Raw genomic sequence first — 21,269 nt, 5'->3', positions numbered from 1 at the left:
CCGCAACTCAGGGGTGCGTGGACACAGAGCCCCCGTCGGTCACGCGCAGGAGGAGGTGCGGGAGGGTCCCGGCGAACTCGGGAAGCGCGCGGGCCACCGACCACCAGGCGCCCGGGTCCTCGCCGAGGGCCAGCGCGAACAGCCGGTCGGCCTCCGCCCGCGCGGCCAGCACCGGCCCGGACCGGTCGTACCGGTCGGGGGTGGGGCTCTCCCCCAGCCAGTGGTCCTCGTCCAGGGCCCAGCAGGCGGGCAGCTTGTGCCGGACCACGTCGGCGCCGTCGAGCAGCCGGCGTGCCAGGCAGTCCCGCACCCACCGGATGTCCTCCTCGGCGGACTCCATCGGGACCGCGAGGCTCGCCAGGGCCAGTTCGCGCTCCACGCCCCCGTACGGGTCCTCGGCCCTCGGGGCCAGCGAGTGGACCGCGGCTTCGAGCCGGGCGGCCTCCGGCCCGTCGGGCGGGGAGCCCGCCGGTTCCGGAAGGGCGCCGCCGACCAGGCCGTCCACCAGCTCCGGCAGGGTGACCGCGGCCGTCCGCGCGTGGCGGAGCAGTTCGGCCCAGAGCCGGGGGTCGTTCCCGAGGGGGCGCAGGGCCCGGCCCACGGCGGTCCGCATGCCCGCCGTCTCGGGCAGGTTCCAGCGCAGGCCGCGGGCCGCGTGCCCGGGAGGGTGCGCGAGCAGCAGGGTGCGGCGTGCGGGGGCGACGTGGGCGACGAGCTCTTCGAAGGTGAGCAGCCCCATCCGGACGGCACGCACGGCCGGGCGGTGCCAGGAGTGCGGCTGCGCGTCCGGCGCGCCGCCGCCGAGCAGGGCCCGGCCGGTCTCCGGCGACAGCCCGCCGGCCATCAGCAGGGCCTCGACGGCCCCGGGGGGCAGCGGTGCGCGGGCGTGCTCGCGCAGGAGCGCCGCCGGATCGACCGGGGCATGCGGCATCCGCAGCAGGGTGAGGGGTATCCGGGGCCGGCGGCCGTGGCGCCGCAGGAGCGCGGTCAGCTCGCCCTGGGCGAACGGCCCCGGGCCCACCTGGGCCAGCAGTTCGGGCGACGGCCCGGGCCGGGCCGCGTACCGCGCGGGGCCGGGCAGGCCGGGCAGCGGCCGCCCGACGACGCGGGGGTTGCGGGCGATGTAGTGCCGGTCCTGCCCGGTGCCGTGGCGCAGCAGGAGCGTCACGGCCGAGGCGGGCAGCCATTCGTCCCGCGTGAGGTACTTGCGGGCGGGCCCGTCGAGCCGGCCGAGGAGGTCGACGGCGACGTGGTCCGGTGCGTGGCGCAGGACGAGCGCCACGCACCGGGCCAGGCGCCGGCTGGTGCGGTCTTCGCTGGCCGTCGACATCGGCGCCCGCCTCGTGCTCGTACTCGTACGTCCATCCGACTGCTTCCGATGATCGCAGGTCAGCGCAGGGGACGGTGCACGTTTTCGTGGACGGAGCGGCCGGGTGCGGCGTCCGCGATCCAGGGCCCGTCCCCGGAGGGGTCCAGGACGCCCTCCTCCAGCCAGGCGTAGGTACCGGTGAGGACGCCCTCGACGACCTTGCGGTCGAGGTCGTCGGTGTTGGACCAGAGCCGGCCGAAGAGCTCCTCGACGCGCAGCCGCGACTGGTGGCAGAAGGCGTCGGCGAGCTGGTACGCCTCGCGGCCGTGCGCTCCGGTGGCGCGCAGGTGCTCGGCGCGGACACAGGCCGCGCTCATCGCGAAGAGCTCGGCGCCGATGTCGACGATCCGGCCGAGGAACCCCTGCTTGGTCTCCATGCGGCCCTGCCAGCGGGACATGGCGTAGAAGGTCGACCGGGCGAGTTTGCGGGCGCTGCGCTCCACGTAGCGCAGGTGGGCGGCGAGGTCGGGGTGGCCGCCCGGATGGAAGGCCCGGTAGGCGCCCGGGACCTGGCCGGCGCCGGTCGCGAGCTTCGGAAGCCAGCGGGCGTAGAAGCCGGCGGCGCGGGCGCCCGCCTTCGCCTTGTCGCCGAGGTCCTTCTCCGGGTCGATGAGGTCGCCGGCCACCGCCAGGTGGGCGTCGACGGCCTCCCGGGCGATCAGCAGGTGCATGATCTCCGTCGAGCCCTCGAAGATGCGGTTGATGCGCAGGTCCCGGAGCATCTGCTCGGCGGGGACGGCCCGCTCGCCGCGGGCGGCGAGGGAGTCGGCGGTCTCGAAGCCGCGGCCGCCGCGGATCTGCACCAGCTCGTCGGCCATCAGCCAGGCCATCTCCGAGCCGTAGAGCTTGGCGAGGGCGGCTTCGATGCGGATGTCGTTGCGGTCCTCGTCGGCCATCTGGGAGGCGAGGTCCACGACGGCCTCGAGGGCGAAGGTGGTCGCGGCGATGAAGGAGATCTTGGCGCCGACGGCCTCGTGCCGCGCGACCGGCCGCCCCCACTGCTCGCGCACGCCGGACCACTCGCGGGCGATCTTCAGGCACCACTTGCCGGCGCCGACGCACATGGCGGGCAGCGAGAGCCGGCCCGTGTTCAGGGTGGTCAGTGCGATCTTGAGGCCGGCTCCCTCGGCGCCGATGCGCTGGTCGGCGGGCACCCTGACCCGGTGGAAGCGGGTGACGCCGTTCTCCAGGCCGCGCAGGCCCATGAAGGCGTTGCGGTGCTCGACGGTGATGCCCGGCGAGTCGGCCTCCACGAGGAAGGCGGTGATGCCGCCGCGGTGGTTCTCGCTCCGGGGCACGCGGGCCATGACGACGAGGAGGTCCGCGACGACCCCGTTGGTGGTCCACAGCTTCACCCCGTCCAGGACGTAGGCGTCGTCCCCGTCCGGGACCGCCGTGGTGGCCAGCCGCGCCGGGTCGGAGCCGACGTCGGGCTCGGTGAGGAGGAACGCGCTGATGGCACTGGTGGCGCAGCGCGGCAGGTAGGCGTCCTTCTGCTCGCGGGTTCCGAACATCTTGAGCGGCTGGGGCGCGCCGATCGACTGGTGGGCGGAGAGCAGCGCTCCGACGGCCGGGCTGACCGAGCCCACCAGGGCGAGCGCCTTGTTGTAGTAGACCTGGGTGAGGCCGAGGCCCCCGTACTCGGTGCCGATCTTCATGCCGAGGGCGCCGAGCTCCTTGAGCCCGCGCACGGTCTCGTCGGGGATCTTGGCCTCGCGCTCGATGCGGGCGCCGTCGACCTCGGTCTCGCAGAACTCCCGCAGCCGGGCGAGGAAGGCCTCGCCGCGCCGGACGTCCTCGTCGGCGGGGAGCGGGTGGGGGTGGATCAGGTCGAGCCGGAAACGGCCGAGGAAGAGCTCCTTGGCGAAGCTGGGCTTGCGCCAGTCCTGCTCGCGGGCCGCTTCCGCGACCTGCCGTGCCTCGCGCTCGGTCACCTTGGGCCGGGCGCCGGGCCGGGTGGCCGGGGGCGGGCCGGGCTGCTCCTCCGGCCGCCGGCCGGACTGTGCGCCTGGCTGTGTGCCTGGCTGTGTGCCGCTGGGCTGTGTTGCGGACATGCGGGTACCCACCTCGCCGCCGGAGTCGGGGACTTCAGGGAAGACCTGCCGGTGCTACGTGAGAGTCGTACCCCGTGCGGGCGCGCCGGAAAAGGGGGACGGCCGGAGCCCCCGCACAGTGGGCTCCGGCCGTCGGCTCATTGGCCGTACGAGGTCAGATGTCGAGGCCGGTCAGGACCAGGACTCGCTCGTACGTGTAGTCGTCCATCGCGTAGCGGACGCCCTCGCGGCCCACGCCGGACTGCTTGACGCCGCCGTACGGCATCTGGTCGGCGCGGTAGGACGGCGCGTCGCCGATGATCACACCGCCGACCTCGAGCTCGCGGTGGGCGCGGAAGGCGACCTGGACGTCGTGGGTGAAGATGCCGGCCTGCAGGCCGAACTTGGAGTCGTTGACGGCGGCGAAGGCCTCGTCGGTGTTCTCGACCCTCTTCAGCGTCAGGACCGGGCCGAAGACCTCCTCGGTGGCGAGCTTGACGCCGGCCGGGACCTCCGCGAGGACGGTGGGCTCGACCGAGGCGCCGTCGCGCTTGCCGCCGGTGAGGAGCTTGGCCCCCGCGGAGACGGCCTCCTCGACCCAGGACTCGACGCGCTTGGCCGCGTCCTCGGAGACGAGGGGGCCGACGTCGGTGGCGGAGTCGGACGGGTCGCCGGTGACCTGCGCCCGGACCTTGGCGACGACCTTGTCGACCAGGCGGTCGTAGACGGAGGCGTCGGCGATCACGCGCTGGACGGAGATGCAGGACTGGCCGGCCTGGTAGTTCGAGAAGGTCGCGATGCGGGTCGCGGCCCAGTCGAGGTCGGCCTCGGAGGACCAGTCGGCGAGGACCACGGCCGCGGCGTTGCCTCCGAGCTCCAGGGTGCAGTGCTTGTGGGGCACCGACTGCTGGATGGCGTAGCCGACGGTGTCGGAGCCGGTGAAGGAGATGACGGGCAGGCGCTCGTCCTTCACCAGGGCCGGCATCTTGTCGTTGGCCACCGGCAGGACCGACCAGGAGCCGGCCGGGAGGTCGGTCTCGGCGAGCAGCTCGCCCAGGATCAGCCCGGAGAGCGGGGTGGCCGGGGCGGGCTTGAGGATGATCGGCGCGCCGACGGCGATGGCCGGGGCCACCTTGTGGGCGCACAGGTTCAGCGGGAAGTTGAAGGGCGCGATGCCGAGGACCGGGCCCTTGGCGAAGCGGCGGGTCAGGGCGAGGCGACCGACACCGCCGGCGTCGGTGTCGAGGCGCTGGGCGTCTCCGCCGTTGAAGCGGCGGGCCTCTTCCGCGGCGAAACGGAACACGGACACCGCACGGCCGACCTCACCGCGCGCCCACTTGATCGGCTTGCCGTTCTCGGCGGAGATCAGCTGCGCGATCTCCTCGGTGCGCTCGGTGAGCCGCTTGGACACGTGGTCCAGGGCCGCGGCCCGAACGTGGGCGGGCGTCGCGGAGAACTCCGCCGTCACGGCGTACGCCGCGGCCACGGCCTCTTCGACCTGCGCCTCGGTGGGCACGCTGACCGAGGCGACCAGGCGGCCGTCCCACGGGGAGTGGACGTCGAAGCTGTCCTCGCCGGTGGCGAGGCGGCCGGCGAGCCAGAAGGCGTGGGTGGAAGTCATGCGAATCCCGGCCCTTCGGAGTGTGCGGTGGGTCGTTGTCCCCACCACCGTAGGACGCGGGCGCGGATTCGTCGTTTGTCCGGGGTGGAGCGGCCCGTCGCGCGGCTTCGCCGGTTTGTCACTGTCCGGCTCCCCGCGCGGGCGGGCGGCCGGGACCGGACCGGGCGGCCGGGCCGGCCTGACCAGCGGCGTATGACACGGCCGGTGGCCCGGTCCAGAGGGGACAGGCGGGCCAGACCGAACCGGGTCAGCACGCGGTGCACCGTCGAGGGCACCGAGCGGAGCACGTGGACGGGCCCGCCGTCGTCTGCGGCGGGCACCTCATGGGGTTACGCGATGGCTGTGTTCCGACCGAGGGCATGGGCGTTGAGGGCCTGGGCTGTGGTGGGGTAGGCGGGCAGCAGGGTGCTCAGGCCCGTGAGGTTCAGCAGCCGCTGGAGCCGGTCGGGAACGGCGGCCAGGGTCACACTGCCCTCCGCTTCCTTCGCGCAGCGGTAGATGCCGATCAGGGCGTTGAAACCGGAGGAGTCGCAGAAGGTGACGGCTTCGAGGTCCAGGAGCAGGTGGCGGTGGCCCTGCTCGATCAGGGCCAGTGCCTGGCTGCGCACGTGGGGGGCGGTGTCGAAGTCGAGGTCCCCGGAGACGCAGGCCACGGCGAGATCACCGTCGGTGTGCTGGGCGGTGAGGCGGAAGTCGGTCACGGTCGGCTCTCCGGCATCTCGCCGGCAGGGGCGATGGTGTGGGCGGTGGCCGCGGCGGTGAAGCCGTCTGCCGCGGCGTCGGCGAGGGGGACGGACAGGGCCAGCAGGGCGACGTCGTCACCGGCGCCGTGGGGCGTGGCGTCGATGAGGGCGATGGTGTCCTCGATGACCGCCGTCGCACTGACGGTCGCGGTGCGGGCGGCAAGGAAGCCGGTCAGGCCCTCGTCACCTATCATCTCGCCGTCCGCAAGGCGGGCCTCGGTCAGCCCGTCGGTGTAGAGCAGCAGTCCTTCGCCTGGGGCGAGGTGGATGCTGTGGGAGGCGAAGTGTGCGCCTGCGATGGCGCCGATGAGCATGCCGCCCTTGGGCTGCACCGCCTCCACCGTCCCCTGCCCGCGCAGGTGGTAGGCCGGGGGGTGCCCGCCGGTGGCCACCGTGACGGCAAAGCCTCCCTGCTCGTGCGGCTCAAGGACGCCGAAGACGGCGGTGCAGAACCGGCTGCCGACGGCCGCATCGAGGAGCAGCGCCGTGTTCAGCGAGGTGAGGACCACGTCGGGGTCGGGGTCGATCAGGGCGGCGGCGCGCAGGGTGTAGCGGGTCAGGGAGGTCAGGGCGGCGGCTTCGGGACCCTTGCCGCACACGTCCCCGAGGAAGAACGCCCACCTCTTGCCGTCCAGGGCGAAGACGTCGTAGAAATCGCCGCCCACGTCCTGCGGGGAGGCGGTGGCGTAGTGGCAGGCCAGCTCCAGGCCCGGCACCACCGGCAGCGCCGGCGGCAGCAGAGTGCGCTGCAACGCGGCGGCGAACGCCGCGATGGACACCTTGTCCTGTTCCGCGCGCTGCCGGGCCTCCTCCTGCTCGATGCGCCGCTCCTGCTCGATGCGCAGCGCGTTCAGAGCCGAAAGGCGCATCTCCAGCTCATCGAGGACGATCGCGGCCAGATCCGCGAGGGTGGCGGTGTCCTCCTCGGTGATCAGGCGCGGTTTGGTGTCGAGGATGTTGACGGTGCCCAGCCGGTACCCGTCGCCGGTGATGATCGGCGCCGCGGCGTAGAACCGGACCGCCATCGGACCGGTGACCAGAGCGTTGTCACAGGCGACCGGGTCGATGAGAGTGTCGGGGATCACCAACGTCTCATCCGACAGGACCGCCGAGCCGCACAGGCCGGGCTCCCGCCCGATCTCGCTCACGCCCTCCAGGCCGTGGACGGCCTTGAACCAGATCCGGTCCTCATCCACGATCGTCACACTCGCCACCGGCACCTTGAACAGCCGGGCCGCCAACGCCGCTACGCGGTCGAACGCACCGTCCGGAGGGGTGTCGAGGATGTCGTAGCGCCGCACCGCATCCAAGCGGCCGGCCTCCTCCGCCACGCTGAGCGCCCGCCGCACCTGCCCCCCGGCCGGGGGCGCGGCGTGTCCTGCTTGCGGCATGTCTGCCTCTCCTTGCCCGCCGACCCGGACGGTCCGCGCCTCGGCAGCGTAGACCAGCCCCCTGCCGTCAGGAACCGGCCACCCGCCCGCCTTCGACGAGGAGGTCTACCGCGACCGCAGCGTGGTCGAACGGTGCTTCGCCCGCCTCAAGCAGTTCCGCGCGATCGCAGCCGGGTTCGACAAGCTCGCCGACCGCTACCGCGCCGGAGTCGTCCTGGCCCTCCCTGGTCCTCTGGCTCCGCGAACCAACCCGTGATCATTTGTCAGACACTGTCCGGGCCGGAGCGGACGTGGCCTTCAGGGCGAGCCACAGTTCCATCCGGACGTCGGGGTCGTCGAGGGAGCGGCCGAGGATCTCCTCGACCCGCTTCATCCGGTAGCGCAGCGTGTGCCGGTGCACGCCGAGGTCGGCGGCGGCCGCGTCCCACTGGCCGTGCCGGGAGAGCCAGGCCCGCAGCGAGGCCACCAGGTCGCCGCGACCGGTCGCGTCGTGTTCCCGCAGCGCCCGCAGGGTGCCGTCCGCGAAGGCCCGTACGGCGTCGTCGGCGAGCAGCGGCAGCACGGAGCCGGCCGTCATCTCCTCGTGCTCCACCATCGGCCGGCCGCGGCGCCGGGCCACGGCGAGGGCCTGGTCGGCCTGGGTCAGGGCCGCCGCCACGCCGCCGGGACCGGCCGCCCCGGACAGCCCGACCACCAGCTCGTCCGGCTCGGGGACGGCCGCATCGCGGCCGCGCCGCGCCTCCAGAGCCTCCGCGTGCTCGGCGCAGGCCTGTACGGCGGAGCCCCCGTCGGCGGCCAGGACGACGAGCCGGCCCGGCTCGGGGACCACCAGCAGCGGCTCCCCCGTACGGGCGGCCGCCGACTCCACGGCGTCGGCGAGCTGCGCCAGCCCCTCCGGCTGGGCCGTACCGGGCAGCGCCGGCTCGGCCGCGATCAGCCGGAACGGCGCCTCCAGCAGGCCCGCGTACAGGTCCCCGGCGACGGTCCGGGCATGCTCCGCCTCCCCCGCCAGCAGCATCCGCAGCACCGCCGCGCCCAGCCGGGACTCGGCGTCGTGGAGCGAGCGCGAGCGCTCCGTGGTGAGGGTGAGCAGCGCGACCGCGGAGTGGACCGCGTAGCGCTCGGCGGTGCCCAGCGGGGCGCCGGTGCCGACGGCGAGCGCGCCCCGGGCCCGGCGGCCGGTGCCGAGCGACTGGAGCTCGACCCGGTCGTCGGAGCCGCCGACCACGGCGCTGGCGGGCGCGGGGCGCTCCCGCAGCCGCTCCACGTCGGGGGTGAGCCGGGCGGCGCGGCGGGCGGCCCACTCCGGGGCGGCGGCGACCACCGCGCCCGAGGTGTCGTACAGGGCCGCCCAGCCGTGCACGTGCGCGGCCAGCCGGGCCAGCAGCTCGGCGGGGCCGTCGGCGGAGAGCGCGGCGCGGGTCAGGTCCCGCTGGGCCTCGAAGCCGGCGGTCACGGCCCGGTACTGGTCGGCGGCGAGCGCGGCGGAGACGGCCTTGCTGATGGCGAGGAACGGGGTCCGCCGGGGGACCTCCAGCAGCGGCATGTCCTCGGCCCGCGCGGCCTCGACCAGGGCCTCGGGGACCGCCTCGTAGTTGACGCCGACCGCGAAGCCGATGCCGACGACCCCGGCGGCGGCGAGGCGGCGGACGTAGCGGGCCATCTCCTGCGGGTCCTCCGCGTCCAGCTTCATCGCGGTGATCAGCAGCAGCTCCCCTCCGTCCATGTAGGGGACGGGGTCGGCGAGCTCGCTGACGTGGGCCCAGCGCACGGGGGTGTCCAGGCGGCCCTCCCCGGCGCGCACGCTGAGCTTGAGCGCGGAGTGCTGGACGAGTGAGGCGAGGGTGAGCGGCATCGGTTACCAGGGGCCTTAGCGGAGGGGGCGGCAAAGACGGCGCCGGGGCGGCGCCGGACGGGCCGGCTGCCGATTTCGACGTGCCGTACGAACGGCTCCCTTCGATTCTGCCACCCCGTACGGTTCGGGCCCTACCGGGGCGGCGGCGGCCGGAGCCGTACGCGGCCGGGCCCGGCTCGGGGCAGCCGTACGCCGGCGTACGCGCCCCCGTACGCCGGGCCGGAGGGGCGCCGGGCCGGAGGGGCGCCGGGCCGCCGGGCCGTCACGCCGTGCCGGCCAGCCTCACCAGCAGCGGGGCCGCCCGCTCCCCCCGGACGGAGGTCAGCGACAGCACCGCGTACCCCGGGGGGACGGCGTGCGCCAGGTCGGAGGCGGACCAGCGCTCCCGCTCCACCTGCCGCACGGTGACGGCGTCGGTGGTGACGGCCTTGCCGGTGACGAGTTTGCGGAAGGCGTGGATGGCCCGGGTGAGGGGCTGGTCGGCGAAGACCGTCCGGTGGGTGACGTCGCGCGTCTCCACCCATTCGGTGCCCCAGGCCTCGGCGAAGCGCTTCCCGTCCCAGGTCGTGACGCCGGAGAAGGCCGTGCGGCAGCCGACCGCCCCGAGCAGCGGCGTCCGCAGCGCCTCCGGTACGTCGTCCAGCGTGCGCAGGGTCAGCAGCACGCCGGCGTGGGCCGAGCGCAGCCGCTGCACCCCGCGCACGGTCTCCGGGGTCAGCGTGTGCGAGGCGTCGTCGAAGGCGAGGAAGGCGAAGAGCGAGCGGTCGGTGCGGGCAACGGCGGCGGCGTTGAACTGGGCGAGCAGCAGCCGGGCCAGCATCCGGGAGGCGTCTGCGTGCGCCCGTTCGGGCAGGTCGACGCGGACCCGGATGGGGTGTTCCAGGGCCCGCAGCGAGAACGGCCTGCCCTGGCCGGCGGCGTCAGGGGCCCCGACGTTGAAGAAGCCGGCGAATGCGGGCCGGTCCAGCAGGGCCACCCGGTCGGCGAGCGCCGGTCCGGGGTCCCCGTGCGCTCCGTGCTGGCGGCAGCGGGCGTCGAGCTCGCGGAGCATGGACGGCTGCCCGGCCTCCAGGCTGCGCCGCAGGCCGTCGAACGCCTCCGGCACCTGGTCGAGCAGCTCGCGCAGCTCGGGCACGGCGGGAAAGCGGCCGTGCACCGCGCGGAAGGGCCCCAGGAGCTGGGCGAGGGCGGTGGCGGCGCGGCGCACCTCGACCCCGGCGAGGTCGCCGACGAGGGCCTCGGCGAGGAGGGTGGCCGCCTCGTCGGGGTCGGTGGCGCCGCCGTAGAGGTCGAGGTCGTACACGGAGGCGGGGTCGCCGACGCGCACGACGACGTCATACGCCTCGTCGGGCCCCAGCTGCGCCCCGGCCGCGCCGACGGCGACGACGGCGGCCTGGCCGGCGAGCGCCTGGAGCGCGAGCGACTCGACGACGGGGCGCACCAGTCGGGCGGTCTTGCCGCTGCCGGAGGGCCCGACGGCCAGCATGGACGTGCCGAGCACGTCGGGGTCGAGGGCGAGGGCGGTGCCGCGGCGGGCGTACGGGTTGCGGGCGCCGTCCTCGACGGTGCCGAGGAGCACCTGCCGGGCGAGCAGGTCGTGCCGGGCGGCCCGCGCGGGCAGGTCCCGCGCGCCGGAGGGGTGCACACAGGCCCCGGCGCCCTTGTCACGCACGGCGTCGGCGAAGGCCCGCAGCCGGGACGGGTCGACGCGCACGGACTCCCAGGCCCGCCGGATGCGGGCGTAGTCCACGTCGTTCATCCGCCCGTCCCCCACCTCCCGCTCCAGCCGGTCGGCCACGTCCCCCAACCCGGCCGCCCGCACGGCCGGCCACCGCACGGGGTCGTCGGCCGTGTTCTCGGCACCGGCGGGCCGGGGACGGCCGGCCCCCGCCGCCGACGGCGGCGCAGCGGCGTCGGAGCTGGTGGGCGGTGCGGCCGGCACGAACCGGCGCAGCAGTCGGCCTCCACCGCCGAGCCATGCGAAGCCCAGGACGAGGACTACGTCGATCACGGTCCTGGCCGTCGTCATGAGGGCGAGGTTGGCCTCCGGGTCCCCGTTGACGGGGTCGTAGGGGAGGAACCCCTCCACCAGCTGCCGGATCGGAAGTTGGTAGGCGTGTACGAGGAGCAGCGTTACGTAGGCCACCGGCACGACCGTCAGTGCTTGGATCCAGGGTCCGCGTGCGACGACCAGTCGGCTCCAGGCGGTGCGCCAGTTCCCCAGGCGTCCGAAGCCGTAGAGGAGCGCGGAGACGAAGAGCAGCTCGTAGATCGGTTTGGCCTGCACCGCGCCCGTCCCCACGACCGGCTCGCCGTTCGCGGCCCACCAGCTGTGGGGCGTGAAGAGCTTCAGCGGAGCGTCCCAGAAGGGGATGTAGGTGTTGCGCATGAGTGACCAGACGAGGACGCAGGCCAGGAAGGAGATGGCGGCACCGCCTGCCAGGGTCCGGTCCGGGGTCTGCGCGGGCTCCGCTGCCGCCCGGGGCGTGTGGCCGTATCGCCAGATGCCTGGCTCCGCGGCCGGCCGAGCCGTGCGCAGCCAGTCGACCAATGCGGGGACCCGGCCCGGGGCATGGCGCGGCTTCGGAGGGTGTTGGGGCGGGGCGGAGGGTCTGGGGGTGGGGCCCGTGTGGGTGGTGCGTGCGTCGTGCGTGCCGTCCGTGTCCATGAACCCCTGCCCCCTGCGAAAGCCTGCCCGCTGCGGCGCCCAATCTAGTGCCCGGCCGCCCGCCGGGGTCGTGGCGCGCGGGGTCCGCACGGCGCCCCCCCGGCCACTCCTATGGCCGCCGCGGACAAGGACACGCCCCCACCACTCCCGATCGGCGCATGCCTTCGCGCCTCCCCCGGGCCTAGCCTGCGGACAAAGACACGAGTGCGTCCGAAAACACCCCCCAGGAGCCCCCTATGACCGCTGTCCCGCAGGAGCGCCGCATCGTCACCGCGATCCCCGGCCCCAAGTCGCAGGAGCTGCAGGCCCGCCGTCTGTCGACGGTCGCCGGCGGCGTGGGCTCCGTGCTCCCCGTCTTCACGGCCCGCGCGGGCGGCGGCATCATCGAGGACGTCGACGGCAACCGCCTGATCGACTTCGGCTCCGGCATCGCCGTGACCTCCGTCGGCGCCTCCGCCGAGGCCGTCGTGCGCCGTGCCTCCGCGCAGCTCGCGGACTTCACGCACACCTGTTTCATGGTCACGCCGTACGAGGGCTACGTCGAGGTGTGCGAGGCCCTCGCCGAGCTCACCCCGGGCGACCACGCCAAGAAGTCGGCCCTGTTCAACTCCGGCGCCGAGGCCGTCGAGAACGCCGTCAAGATCGCCCGTTCGTACACCAAGCGCCAGGCCGTCGTGGTCTTCGACCACGGCTACCACGGCCGCACGAACCTCACCATGGCGCTGACGTCGAAGAACATGCCGTACAAGCAGGGCTTCGGCCCGTTCGCCCCCGAGGTCTACCGCGTCCCGGTCGCCTACGGCTACCGCTGGCCCACCGGCGCCGAGAACTGCGGCCCCGAGGCCGCCGCCCAGGCGATCGACCAGATCAGCAAGCAGATCGGCGCGGACAACGTCGCCGCGATCATCATCGAGCCGGTGCTCGGCGAGGGCGGCTTCATCGAGCCCGCCAAGGGCTTCCTGCCGGCCCTCGTGAAGTTCGCCAACGACAACGGCATCGTCTTCGTCGCGGACGAGATCCAGTCCGGCTTCTGCCGCACCGGCCAGTGGTTCGCGTGCGAGGACGAGGGCATCGTCCCCGACCTGATCACCACCGCCAAGGGCATCGCGGGCGGCCTGCCGCTCGCCGCCGTGACCGGCCGCGCCGAGATGATGGACTCCGTCCACGGCGGCGGCCTGGGCGGCACCTACGGCGGCAACCCGGTGGCGTGCGCCGGTGCGCTCGGCTCCATCGAGACCATGAAGGAGCTCGACCTCAACGCCGCGGCGAAGAAGATCGAGTCCCTGATGAAGGCCCGCCTGACGGCCATGCAGGAGAAGTACGACATCATCGGCGACATCCGCGGCCGCGGCGCCATGATCGCGATCGAGCTGGTCAAGGACCCGGTGTCCAAGACCCCGTTCCCGGAGGCGGCCGGCGCGCTCGCGAAGGCGTGCCACGCCGAGGGCGTGCTCGTCCTCACCTGCGGCACCTACGGCAACGTGCTCCGCTTCCTGCCGCCCATCGTCATCGGCGAGGACCTGCTGAACGAGGGCCTGGACGTCATCGAGGCCGCGTTCGCGGCCCTCTGATCGAACACGCGCACCGTCCGCTCGATCGCTACCGCCGGTAACGGTCGGGCACTGTGAAGAAGGTGTGGGGGGCCGATGGCGGGAACGCGTTCCTGCTGTCGGCCCCCCTTTCTCTGCCGTACGGTTTCTGCAGATGAGTGAGACACCCCGCTCCCGGGAAATCGGGGGCGACACCAGTGCCGGGCTTCCCCAGCACCGTACTGGGCATGCGTTCGCGCACACTCCTCACCGATCGGACAGCCGCCCGCCCCAAACCCCCCGGGGCGCACGGCGACCCGGTCCGGGCGGCCGTCCCGGAACCATCCCCCCTGTTCCGGGACGGCCGGCCACTCTCCTCGTCGCCGCGCTCTGCGGCCTCCTCTTCTCGCTCACCACCTGGCAGGTCCTGGTCGCGGGTCCGCTGCTGACGCCGGACCGCGCGCTGAGCCGCGCCCTGGTGCGCGCGGTCCCCGACCCGGTCACCGAGCGCCTCTCCGACCTGGGCAACGTGCCCGTCGCGGTACCCGTCCTCGTGCTGGCCATGGCCTACGCCGCCCGGCACGGCCGGCGCGCGGCCGCCCTCGCCGCAGGCCTGGCGATGGCCCTGGTGCCGGCGCTGGTCGTGCCGCTCAAGGTGTGGACCGCCCGCCCGGGCCCGCTGGAGCCCTGGGCCGCCGGCTACTACCCCTCGGGCCACACGGCCACCGCGTTCGTCGCGTACGCCGGCGCCGCCCTGCTGGTGGGCCCGTACACCCGGCGCCCCTGGCCTGCCGCCTGCGCCCTGGCGCTGACGGCGCTGACGGCCGCCGGGCTGGTCCTGCGCGGCTGGCACTGGCCGCTGGACGTGCTCGCCAGCCTGCTGCTGTGCACGCTCCTGCTGCTGCCGGTGCGGTGGGCGGCATCGCCCGACCGGCCGGTCCGGCGGCCGGCGGAGCCCGAGTAGCCGGTCCGGCGGCCGGCGGAGCCCGAGTAGCCGGTCCGGCGACCGGCGGAGCCCGAGTAGCCGGGCGGGCGGCGGCAGTTCGCCCGCACCGCCGGCGCGCCGGCACGTCTGGTCCCCGGCCCCGGGCCGCTCCCTCCGGGGCCGGTCCCGGCTTCCTAGCCGCCGAAGTAGGCGTCGAAGTTCCGGCTGAACTCCCAGCCGCCGAAGCGGTCCCAGTTGATCGACCAGGTCATCAGGCCGCGCAGGGCGGGCCAGGTGCCGTGGGTCCGGTAGGTCCCGCAGTTCGTCCCCTTCGTCAGGCAGTCCAGCGCCTTGTTCACCTCGGCGGGCGGGGTGTGGCCGTTGCCCGCGCTGGTCGTCGCCGGGAGGCCGATCGCCACCTGCTCCGGGCGCAGGGCCGGGAAGACCCGGGCGGTGTTGCCCGCGACCGGGAAGCCGGTGAGCAGCATGTCGGTCATGGCGATGTGGAAGTCGGCGCCGCCCATGGAGTGGTACTGGTTGTCGAGGCCCATGATCGGGCCCGAGTTGTAGTCCTGGACGTGGAGCAGCGTGAGGTCGTCGCGCAGGGCGTGGATGACCGGGAGGTACGCCCCGGCGCGCGGGTCCTGCCCGCCCCAGGGCCCGGAGCCGTAGTACTGGTAGCCGAGCTGGACGAAGAAGGTCTCGGGGGCCATGGTCAGGACGAAGTCCGGGCCGTACTTGGCCTTGAGGGTCTTCACGGCGGAGATCAGGTTGACGATCACCGGTGTGGTGGGGGCCCGGAAGTCGTTGTCCCCGGCGGCCAGGGAGAGGGAGTGGCCCTCGAAGTCGATGTCGAGGCCGTTGAGCCCGTACTCGTCGATGATCCGGCTGACGGAGGAGACGAAGGTGTCGCGGGCCGCCGTGGTCGCGAGCTGCACTTGGCCGTTCTGGCCGCCGATGGAGATCAGGACCTTCTTGCCCGCGGCCTGCTTGGCCTTGACGGCCGCCTTGAACTCGGCCGGCGACTCGACGTTGGGGCATTCGGCGACCGGGCAGAGCTGGAAGCGGATGTCGCCCGAGGTGACGGACGTCGGCTCCCCGAAGGCCAGGTTGACCACGTCCCACGAGGCGGGGACGTCGGCCATGCGGACGTATCCGGAGCCGTTGGCGAAGCTCGCGTGGAGGTAGCCGACCAGGGCGTGGGCGGGCAGGCCGGGGGTGCCCGGACCGCCGCCGCCGCTCGTGGTGGTCACCGCCACGGGGGCGCCCTTGGCGGACTCGCCCGCCGCGTTCACCGCGCTGACCCGGAAGGTGTACGTCGTGGACGCGGCGAGGCCGGTGACGGCCGCCGAGGTCCCGGTGACGGCCACGGGTGCGGCGCCCTCGCGGTGGACCTTGTACGAGGTGGCCCCGGTCGCCGCCGACCAGGACAGGGCCACCGAGGTGGAGGAGGTCGCCGAGGCCGTCAGGCCGGCGGGGGCGGCCGGGGGCTGGGGCTGGCCGGGGCCGGGGCCGCCGGGGTCGGGGCCGACGACCGTGACGTCGTCGGTGAGGTGGGCCGGCTGGCCGTACCAGCCGTGGGTGTAGACCGTCACCGACGTCGTCGCCGGTCCGGTGCGGAAGGTGGTCGTCAGCTGCTTCCACGCGCCCGGGCTCTGGGTCCAGGCGGACACGTCGGTGGTGCCGGTCCCGGCCGCGCCGAGGTAGACGTACGCACCCTGCACCCAGGCGCCGAGCGTGTACGTCGAGTCGGGCTTGACGGTGACGGTCTGGGCGCAGCGGGCGTTGTCCTGGCCCGCCGGGGTGGCCCTGAGGGCGGAACCGCCCCCGTGGACCGGGGTGGTGACGACGGCTCCGCTGCCGCCGGAGCAGCTCCAGCCGTCGAGTCCCGATTCGAAGCCGCCGTTGCGGACGAGGTCGGCGTCGGCCGCCGCGGCCGGCGGGCCCGCGGCGAGGAAGCCGGCCACCGCGAGGGCGGCGGCCGTGAGGAAGGACGTGGCTCTGCGCACAACTGCCTCCGGGGCATGGGGGGATGGAGGGGCTCAGCGGCGCCCAACATGGTCCAGACCAATGTTCTTGTCAATGCCCCCGTCAAGGTTTCCGCCCCGTTCCGCCCTCGGCCGGGGCCGCGGCCTCGTGCATCGCGAGCTCCAGCACGGCCGGGTCGGTGAGGGTTCCCCGCCCGTCCGGGAGCACCAGCCAGCGCACCCCGTCCGTCGCCCGGCCCGGGTACGGGACGACGATCCAGCTCCCACGGCCCGCCCCCCGCACGCCGGTCCCGATCCAGCGCGAGGCGGTGCCCGGGGGCACGAAGAAGCCCAGCCGCGCGTCGCCGGAGTCGGCCAGCACCGGGCCGGGCGGGGCGGGCAGGAGCGCCAGCACGCCGAGGGTGGCCTGCCCCAGCTCCCCGGGCAGGATCAGCACGTCCCACCGGCGGCCGGCGGGGAGCAGGGCGACCCCCAGGGGGTTGCGCCGCCACTGCCGCCGGCAGGCCTCGGGATCGGGGGCCGCCGATACCAGCCAGTCCACCGCCGTCTTGGTCCCCGGGGTCGTCATCGCCCGGCCTCCGTTCCATCGGGTGAAGGGTTCTCACCTGGAGAGAGCGGGGCCGGGCGCGGGTATGACGCGGGTTTCGTTACTCCATGGTGGTGAAACGGGTCACCACGGCCCGCGGAGGGGTCAGCTGTCGAAGCCGAGGCCCAGGCGGTCCAGCGTCTTGAGCCACAGGTTCCGGTGCCCGCCGCGGCTGTCGGCGCGGGCCAGGGACCACTTGGTGAGGCTGATGCCCGTCCAGGCGAAGGGCTCGGGCGGGAAGGGCAGCGGCTTCGAGCGGACCATCTCCAGCTCCGTGCGCTCGGTCCGCTCTCCCGCCAGCAGGTCCAGCATCACGTCGGCGCCGAAGCGGGTGGCCCCGACGCCGAGCCCGGTGAAGCCCGCCGCGTACGCGACCTTCCCCGCGTGCGCGGTGCCGAAGAAGGCCGAGAAGCGCGAACAGGTGTCGATCGCCCCGCCCCACGCATGGCTGAAATTGACCCCTTCCAGCTGGGGGAAGCAGGTGAAGAAGTGCTCCGCGAGCTTGAGGTAGGTCTCGGGCCGGTGGTCGTGGGAGGCGTCGAGCCTGCCGCCGTAGGGGTAGACCGCGTCGTAGCCGCCCCACAGGATCCGGCGCTCGGGAGTGATCCGGAAGTAGTGGAACTGGTTGGCGCTGTCCCCGATCCCCTGGCGGTTCTTCCAGCCGACCGCGTCGAGCTGGGCCTCGGTCAGCGGTTCGGTCATCAGGGCGTAGTCGTACACCGGGACGGTGAGCGGCCGGATTCGCTTGACCAGCGAGGGGAAGATGTTGGTGCCGAGCGCCACCCGCCGCGCGAAGACCCGGCCGTACGGGGTGCGCACGGCCATCCCCGCCCCGGAGGCGGCCAGTTCCAGCCCGCGCGTGTGCTCGTAGATCCGCACTCCGAGGCCGAGGCACGCCTCCTTGAGGCCCCAGGCCAGCTTCGCCGGGCTGAGCATCGCGACGCCGTCGCGGTCCCAGATCCCGCCCAGGAAGGTCGGGGAGTCCACCTCGGCGCGCACGGCGTCGCGATCCAGCCATCGGGAGCCGCCGGCGAGGCCGAGGCGCTGCGCCTCCTCGTGCAGCGCGCGGAGCTCCTCGACCTGGTGCGGCTCGGTGGCCACGTCGATCTCGCCGCTGCGCTCGAAGTCGCAGTCGATGCCGTAGCGGGCGACGGCCGCCTCGATGGCGTCGAGGTTGCGGGCGCCCAGCTCCTCCAGCCGGGCCAGTTCGCCGGGCCAGCGGGCCAGGCCGTTGGAGAGGCCGTGGGTGAGGGAGGCGGCGCAGAAGCCGCCGTTGCGGCCCGAGGCGGCCCAGCCCGCCTCGTGGCCCTCGATCAGGACGACGTCCCCGGCGGGGTCGCGCTCCTTGGCCAGCAGCGCGGTCCACAGGCCGCTGTAGCCGCCGCCGATGACGAGCAGGTCGCAGTGCTCGTCACCGGTGAGGGCGGGGCGGGGCGCGGGCTTGCCCGGGTCGTCCAGCCAGTACGAGACCGGCAGTGCTTCGGAAAGGGATCGTGCAGCGGTGCGCATGGCGACTGGGGCCATGTCTTCCAACTCCCTACGACTTGCTTGCGTGCTACTTGGGCTGTGCCTTCTTGCGGCGGTTGCCGACCATCTGGCCGGCGAGCACCACCAGCACCGCGATGACGAACATCGCCGTGCCGATGACGTTGATCTGGACAGGCGTACCGCGCTGGGCCGATCCCCACACGAACATGGGGAAGGTGACGGTGTTGCCGGAGTTGAAGTTGGTGATGATGAAGTCGTCGAACGAGAGCGCGAAGGAGAGCAGCGCACCCGCCGCGATGCCGGGTGCGGCGATCGGCAGGGTGACCCGTACGAAGGTCTGCACCGGTCCCGCGTAGAGGTCCCGGGCGGCCTCCTCCAGCCGCGGGTCCATCGACAGGACGCGCGCCTTCACGGCGGCGACGACGAAGCTGAGGCAGAACATGATGTGGGCGATGAGGATCGTCCAGAAGCCCAGCTGGATGCCCATGTTGAGGAAGAGGGCGAGCAGCGAGGCCGCCATCACGATCTCGGGCATGGCCATCGGCAGGAAGATCAGCGAGTTGACCGCGCCGCGCCCCCGGAAGCGGTAGCGGACCATCGCGAAGGCTATGGCGGTGCCCAGGGCGGTGGCGGCCAGGGTGGCCCACAGGGCGATCTGGAGCGACAGCGAGAGGGAGCCGCACAGGTCGGCGACGCCGCAGGGGTCCTTCCAGGCGTCGAGCGAGAACTCCTGCCAGGCGTAGTTGAACCGCCCGGTGGGGTTGTTGAAGGAGAAGACGGTGACGACGACGTTCGGCAGGATCATGTACGCGAGCGTGCCGAGGCCCGCGATGACGACCAGATTGCGCCGGAGCCACGTGATGGGTGTGCGCATCAGACCAGGTCCTCCGTCCCCGCTCGGCGGATGTAGATGGTGACCACGATCAGCACGATGGCCATGAGGATGAAGGACAGCGCGGCCGCCGTCGGGTAGTCGAGGATCCGCAGGTACTGCGACTGGATGACGTTGCCGATCATCCGGGTGTCCGTGGAGCCGAGCAGCTCGGCGTTGACGTAGTCGCCGCTCGCCGGGATGAAGGTGAGCAGGGTTCCGGAGACCACCCCCGGCATGGAGAGCGGGAAGGTCACCTTGCGGAAGACCGTCGCGGGGCGGGCGTACAGGTCCCCGGCCGCCTCGTGGAGGCGGGTGTCGATGCGCTCCAGCGAGGAGTACAGCGGCAGGATCATGAAGGGGAGGAAGTTGTACGTCAGACCGCAGACCACCGCGAGCGGCGTGGCCAGCACCCGGTCGCCCTGGGTCATGCCGAGCAGGCTGGTGACGTCCAGGAAGCCGATGTCGTTGAGGACGCCGACCACCGGGCCGCCGTCGGCCAGGATCGTCTTCCAGGCCAGGGTGCGGATCAGGAAGCTGGTGAAGAACGGGGCGATGACGAGCACCAGCAGGAGGTTGCGCCAGCGGCCCGCCTTGAAGGCGATCAGGTAGGCCAGCGGGTACCCGAGCAGCAGGCACAGCGCGGTGGCGGTGCCGGCGTAGAGCAGGGAGCGCAGGAACTGCGGGAAGTACTCGGTGAAGGCGTCCAGGTACGTCTGGAAGTGCCAGGTGACCCGGAAGCCCTCTTCGAGCGAGCCGGTCTGCACCGAGGTGGAGGCCTGGTAGACCATCGGCAGCACGAAGAAGACGAGCAGCCACAGGATGCCGGGGAGCAGCAGCCAGTACGGGATCAGGCGCTTGCGCAGCGCGGCCCTGTGGACCGGGGGCTCGGCCTCGGCGGGCGCCTGGGGCGGCGCCGCGGTGGCGGTCACGCGCCTTCCTCCACCGTCTCGATGCCCGCGTCTATGTCCTGGGCGGCGTCGAGTCCGAAGGTGTGGTCCGGGTTCCAGTGCAATATCACCTCGGCGCCCGGCACGAGGCGGGCGTCCCGCTCGATGTTCTGGGCGTACACCTCCAGTTCGGGGCAGACCCGGCTGTCGATGACGTACTGGGTGGAGACGCCGATGAAGGAGGAGTCCGCGATCCGGCCGGGGACCTTGTTGCGGCCGGCCGCGATGGTGTGCTCCTCGTCGGCGTGGACCAGGGAGATCTTCTCCGGGCGCACCCCGACCAGGAGTTTCCCGCCGGTGGAGGGCGTGGTGGAACATCGGGCCGCGGGGAGCCTGAGCGTGGCGCCGGATGCGGAGACCACGACCTCGGAGCCCGCGGACTCCACCGAGGCCTCGATGAGGTTGGAGGTGCCGAGGAAGTTCGCGACGAAGGTGGTGCCCGGGTTCTCGTACAGCTCGGCGGGGGCGCCCAGCTGCTCGACGCGGCCGCCGTTCATCACGGCGACCGTGTCGGCCATGGTCATGGCCTCCTCCTGGTCGTGCGTGACGTGCACGAAGGTGATGCCGACCTCGGTCTGGATGCGCTTGAGCTCCAGCTGCATCTGACGGCGCAGCTTGAGGTCGAGGGCGCCCAGCGGTTCGTCGAGGAGGAGGACCTGGGGGTGGTTGATCAGGGCGCGGGCGACGGCCACGCGCTGCTGCTGCCCGCCGGAGAGCTGGTGGGGCTTGCGCTGGGAGAACTGGCCGAGCTGGACCAGTTCCAGCATGTCGTCGACCTGCTTCTTGACGGACTTGATGCCGCGGCGGCGCAGGCCGAAGGCGACGTTCTCGTAGATGTTCAGGTGCGGGAAGAGCGCGTAGCTCTGGAAGACCGTGTTGACCGGGCGCTTGTACGGCGGCAGGTCGGTGACCTCCCGGTCGCCGAGGTGGACCGTGCCGGTGGAGGGCTCCTCCAGTCCGGCGATCATGCGCAGGGTCGTGGTCTTCCCGCAGCCGGAAGCGCCGAGGAGGGCGAAGAAGGAGCCCTGGGGGATGGTGAGATCCAGCGGGTGCACGGCGGTGAAGGTGCCGTAGTGCTTGCTGATCCCGGCGAGGCGGACGTCGCCGCCCGCGGTCTTGTCAGTCATGGGTCGCGGCCTTCGGTGGTGTCGTCGGAAGGGTGCGGAGTGCGGGTGGGGTACGGCGTGGGGTGTGCGTGGGGTGAGGGGTGTGACGTGGGGGGTGCGCGCCGTGCGGCGGGGCGGGTGCGGAC

15 protein-coding genes and 1 pseudogene are annotated in these 21,269 nt (G+C 73.4%); 3 read left to right on the top strand and 13 right to left on the bottom strand.

All coding sequences use genetic code 11. The annotated features are described in order from the left end of the window. Positions 1-7 precede the first annotated feature (7 nt). From ACFWU6_RS06265 to ACFWU6_RS06245, 5 genes are all read right to left on the bottom strand, one after another. Positions 8-1,330 carry a hypothetical protein gene (locus tag ACFWU6_RS06265; RefSeq protein WP_383800969.1) on the bottom strand — a complete coding sequence of 441 codons (1,323 nt, stop codon included), beginning with the start codon at positions 1,328-1,330 and terminating at the stop codon, positions 8-10. Positions 1,331-1,389: 59 nt separating this feature from the next. Continuing rightward, positions 1,390-3,423 carry an acyl-CoA dehydrogenase family protein gene (locus tag ACFWU6_RS06260; RefSeq protein WP_383800966.1) on the bottom strand — a complete coding sequence of 678 codons (2,034 nt, stop codon included), beginning with the start codon at positions 3,421-3,423 and terminating at the stop codon, positions 1,390-1,392. Positions 3,424-3,577: 154 nt separating this feature from the next. Beyond that, the gene (locus ACFWU6_RS06255; RefSeq protein ID WP_383978842.1) at positions 3,578-5,023 is read right to left on the bottom strand and encodes an aldehyde dehydrogenase family protein; all 1,446 of its coding nucleotides are present in this window, start codon (positions 5,021-5,023) and stop codon (positions 3,578-3,580) included. 329 nt (positions 5,024-5,352) lie between these two features. Further along, on the bottom strand, positions 5,353-5,724 hold the full coding sequence (locus ACFWU6_RS06250; protein ID WP_383800961.1) for an STAS domain-containing protein: 372 nt from the start codon (positions 5,722-5,724) through the stop codon (positions 5,353-5,355). After that, complete coding sequence (locus ACFWU6_RS06245; RefSeq protein ID WP_383978839.1) at positions 5,721-7,157, bottom strand: PP2C family protein-serine/threonine phosphatase; 1,437 nt, start codon at positions 7,155-7,157, stop codon at positions 5,721-5,723. Before ACFWU6_RS06245 ends, ACFWU6_RS06250 begins: the two co-directional genes overlap by 4 nt. A gap of 76 nt (positions 7,158-7,233) precedes the next feature. Here ACFWU6_RS06245 and ACFWU6_RS06240 point away from each other — a divergent pair. Then, positions 7,234-7,426, top strand: a pseudogene (locus ACFWU6_RS06240) (IS5/IS1182 family transposase); the annotation flags it as partial. Here ACFWU6_RS06240 and ACFWU6_RS06235 read toward each other — a convergent pair. Continuing rightward, positions 7,414-9,012: a PucR family transcriptional regulator gene (locus tag ACFWU6_RS06235; RefSeq protein ID WP_383800955.1), complete on the bottom strand. Its 1,599-nt coding sequence runs from the start codon at positions 9,010-9,012 to the stop codon at positions 7,414-7,416. The pseudogene ACFWU6_RS06240 and the gene ACFWU6_RS06235 sit on opposite strands and share 13 nt — an antisense overlap. A 262-nt stretch (positions 9,013-9,274) precedes the next feature. Continuing rightward, on the bottom strand, positions 9,275-11,680 hold the full coding sequence (locus tag ACFWU6_RS06230; RefSeq protein WP_383978837.1) for an ATP/GTP-binding protein: 2,406 nt from the start codon (positions 11,678-11,680) through the stop codon (positions 9,275-9,277). Positions 11,681-11,916: 236 nt separating this feature from the next. On the opposite strand from ACFWU6_RS06230, the gene gabT reads away from it, so the two are divergent. Together gabT and ACFWU6_RS06220 are read left to right on the top strand one after the other, a co-directional pair. Then, a complete protein-coding gene (gabT, locus tag ACFWU6_RS06225) occupies positions 11,917-13,251 on the top strand; it encodes a 4-aminobutyrate--2-oxoglutarate transaminase (protein ID WP_383800949.1) in 1,335 nt (444 codons plus the stop codon). 133 nt (positions 13,252-13,384) lie between these two features. Beyond that, entirely contained in the window at positions 13,385-14,173 is a 789-nt protein-coding gene (locus tag ACFWU6_RS06220) for a phosphatase PAP2 family protein (RefSeq protein ID WP_383978833.1), read from the top strand. Positions 14,174-14,328: 155 nt separating this feature from the next. Here the strand turns inward: ACFWU6_RS06220 and ACFWU6_RS06215 are convergent, their stop codons facing one another. The 6 genes from ACFWU6_RS06215 to ACFWU6_RS06190 form a co-directional block, all read right to left on the bottom strand. Continuing rightward, on the bottom strand, positions 14,329-16,143 hold the full coding sequence (locus ACFWU6_RS06215) for a chitinase (protein ID WP_383978830.1): 1,815 nt from the start codon (positions 16,141-16,143) through the stop codon (positions 14,329-14,331). A gap of 82 nt (positions 16,144-16,225) precedes the next feature. Continuing rightward, positions 16,226-16,690, bottom strand: a complete 465-nt coding sequence (locus tag ACFWU6_RS06210) for a hypothetical protein (protein ID WP_383978827.1) — start codon at positions 16,688-16,690, stop codon at positions 16,226-16,228. 123 nt (positions 16,691-16,813) lie between these two features. After that, on the bottom strand, positions 16,814-18,232 hold the full coding sequence (locus ACFWU6_RS06205; protein WP_383978824.1) for an NAD(P)/FAD-dependent oxidoreductase: 1,419 nt from the start codon (positions 18,230-18,232) through the stop codon (positions 16,814-16,816). Between the two features lie 31 nt (positions 18,233-18,263). After that, positions 18,264-19,070: an ABC transporter permease gene (locus tag ACFWU6_RS06200; RefSeq protein WP_383800936.1), complete on the bottom strand. Its 807-nt coding sequence runs from the start codon at positions 19,068-19,070 to the stop codon at positions 18,264-18,266. After that, positions 19,070-19,999 carry an ABC transporter permease gene (locus ACFWU6_RS06195; protein WP_383800933.1) on the bottom strand — a complete coding sequence of 310 codons (930 nt, stop codon included), beginning with the start codon at positions 19,997-19,999 and terminating at the stop codon, positions 19,070-19,072. The genes ACFWU6_RS06200 and ACFWU6_RS06195 overlap by 1 nt, the downstream gene beginning before the upstream one ends. Beyond that, positions 19,996-21,144, bottom strand: coding sequence for an ABC transporter ATP-binding protein (locus tag ACFWU6_RS06190; RefSeq protein WP_383800930.1), 1,149 nt, complete (start codon positions 21,142-21,144; stop codon positions 19,996-19,998). The genes ACFWU6_RS06195 and ACFWU6_RS06190 overlap by 4 nt, the downstream gene beginning before the upstream one ends. Positions 21,145-21,269 lie beyond the last annotated feature (125 nt).

The sequence above is a fragment of the Streptomyces sp. NPDC058674 genome (assembly GCF_042716505.1).
Classification (GTDB): Bacteria; Actinomycetota; Actinomycetes; order Streptomycetales; family Streptomycetaceae; genus Streptomyces.
This window is presented reverse-complemented; position numbering and strand designations above follow the sequence as displayed.

What these genes read in the sequence shown, in the direction of transcription:
- ACFWU6_RS06265 (WP_383800969.1), bottom strand. Translation starts at nt 1,330, where the DNA reads ATGTCGACGGCCAGCGAAGACCGCACCAGCCGGCGCCTGGCCCGGTGC.
- ACFWU6_RS06235 (WP_383800955.1), bottom strand. Translation starts at nt 9,012, where the DNA reads ATGCCGCTCACCCTCGCCTCACTCGTCCAGCACTCCGCGCTCAAGCTC.
- ACFWU6_RS06205 (WP_383978824.1), bottom strand. Translation starts at nt 18,232, where the DNA reads ATGGCCCCAGTCGCCATGCGCACCGCTGCACGATCCCTTTCCGAAGCA.
- ACFWU6_RS06260 (WP_383800966.1), bottom strand. Translation starts at nt 3,423, where the DNA reads ATGTCCGCAACACAGCCCAGCGGCACACAGCCAGGCACACAGCCAGGC.
- ACFWU6_RS06190 (WP_383800930.1), bottom strand. Translation starts at nt 21,144, where the DNA reads ATGACTGACAAGACCGCGGGCGGCGACGTCCGCCTCGCCGGGATCAGC.
- ACFWU6_RS06255 (WP_383978842.1), bottom strand. Translation starts at nt 5,023, where the DNA reads ATGACTTCCACCCACGCCTTCTGGCTCGCCGGCCGCCTCGCCACCGGC.
- ACFWU6_RS06245 (WP_383978839.1), bottom strand. Translation starts at nt 7,157, where the DNA reads ATGCCGCAAGCAGGACACGCCGCGCCCCCGGCCGGGGGGCAGGTGCGG.
- gabT (WP_383800949.1), top strand. Translation starts at nt 11,917, where the DNA reads ATGACCGCTGTCCCGCAGGAGCGCCGCATCGTCACCGCGATCCCCGGC.
- ACFWU6_RS06210 (WP_383978827.1), bottom strand. Translation starts at nt 16,690, where the DNA reads ATGACGACCCCGGGGACCAAGACGGCGGTGGACTGGCTGGTATCGGCG.
- ACFWU6_RS06230 (WP_383978837.1), bottom strand. Translation starts at nt 11,680, where the DNA reads ATGGACACGGACGGCACGCACGACGCACGCACCACCCACACGGGCCCC.
- ACFWU6_RS06220 (WP_383978833.1), top strand. Translation starts at nt 13,385, where the DNA reads ATGAGTGAGACACCCCGCTCCCGGGAAATCGGGGGCGACACCAGTGCC.
- ACFWU6_RS06200 (WP_383800936.1), bottom strand. Translation starts at nt 19,070, where the DNA reads ATGCGCACACCCATCACGTGGCTCCGGCGCAATCTGGTCGTCATCGCG.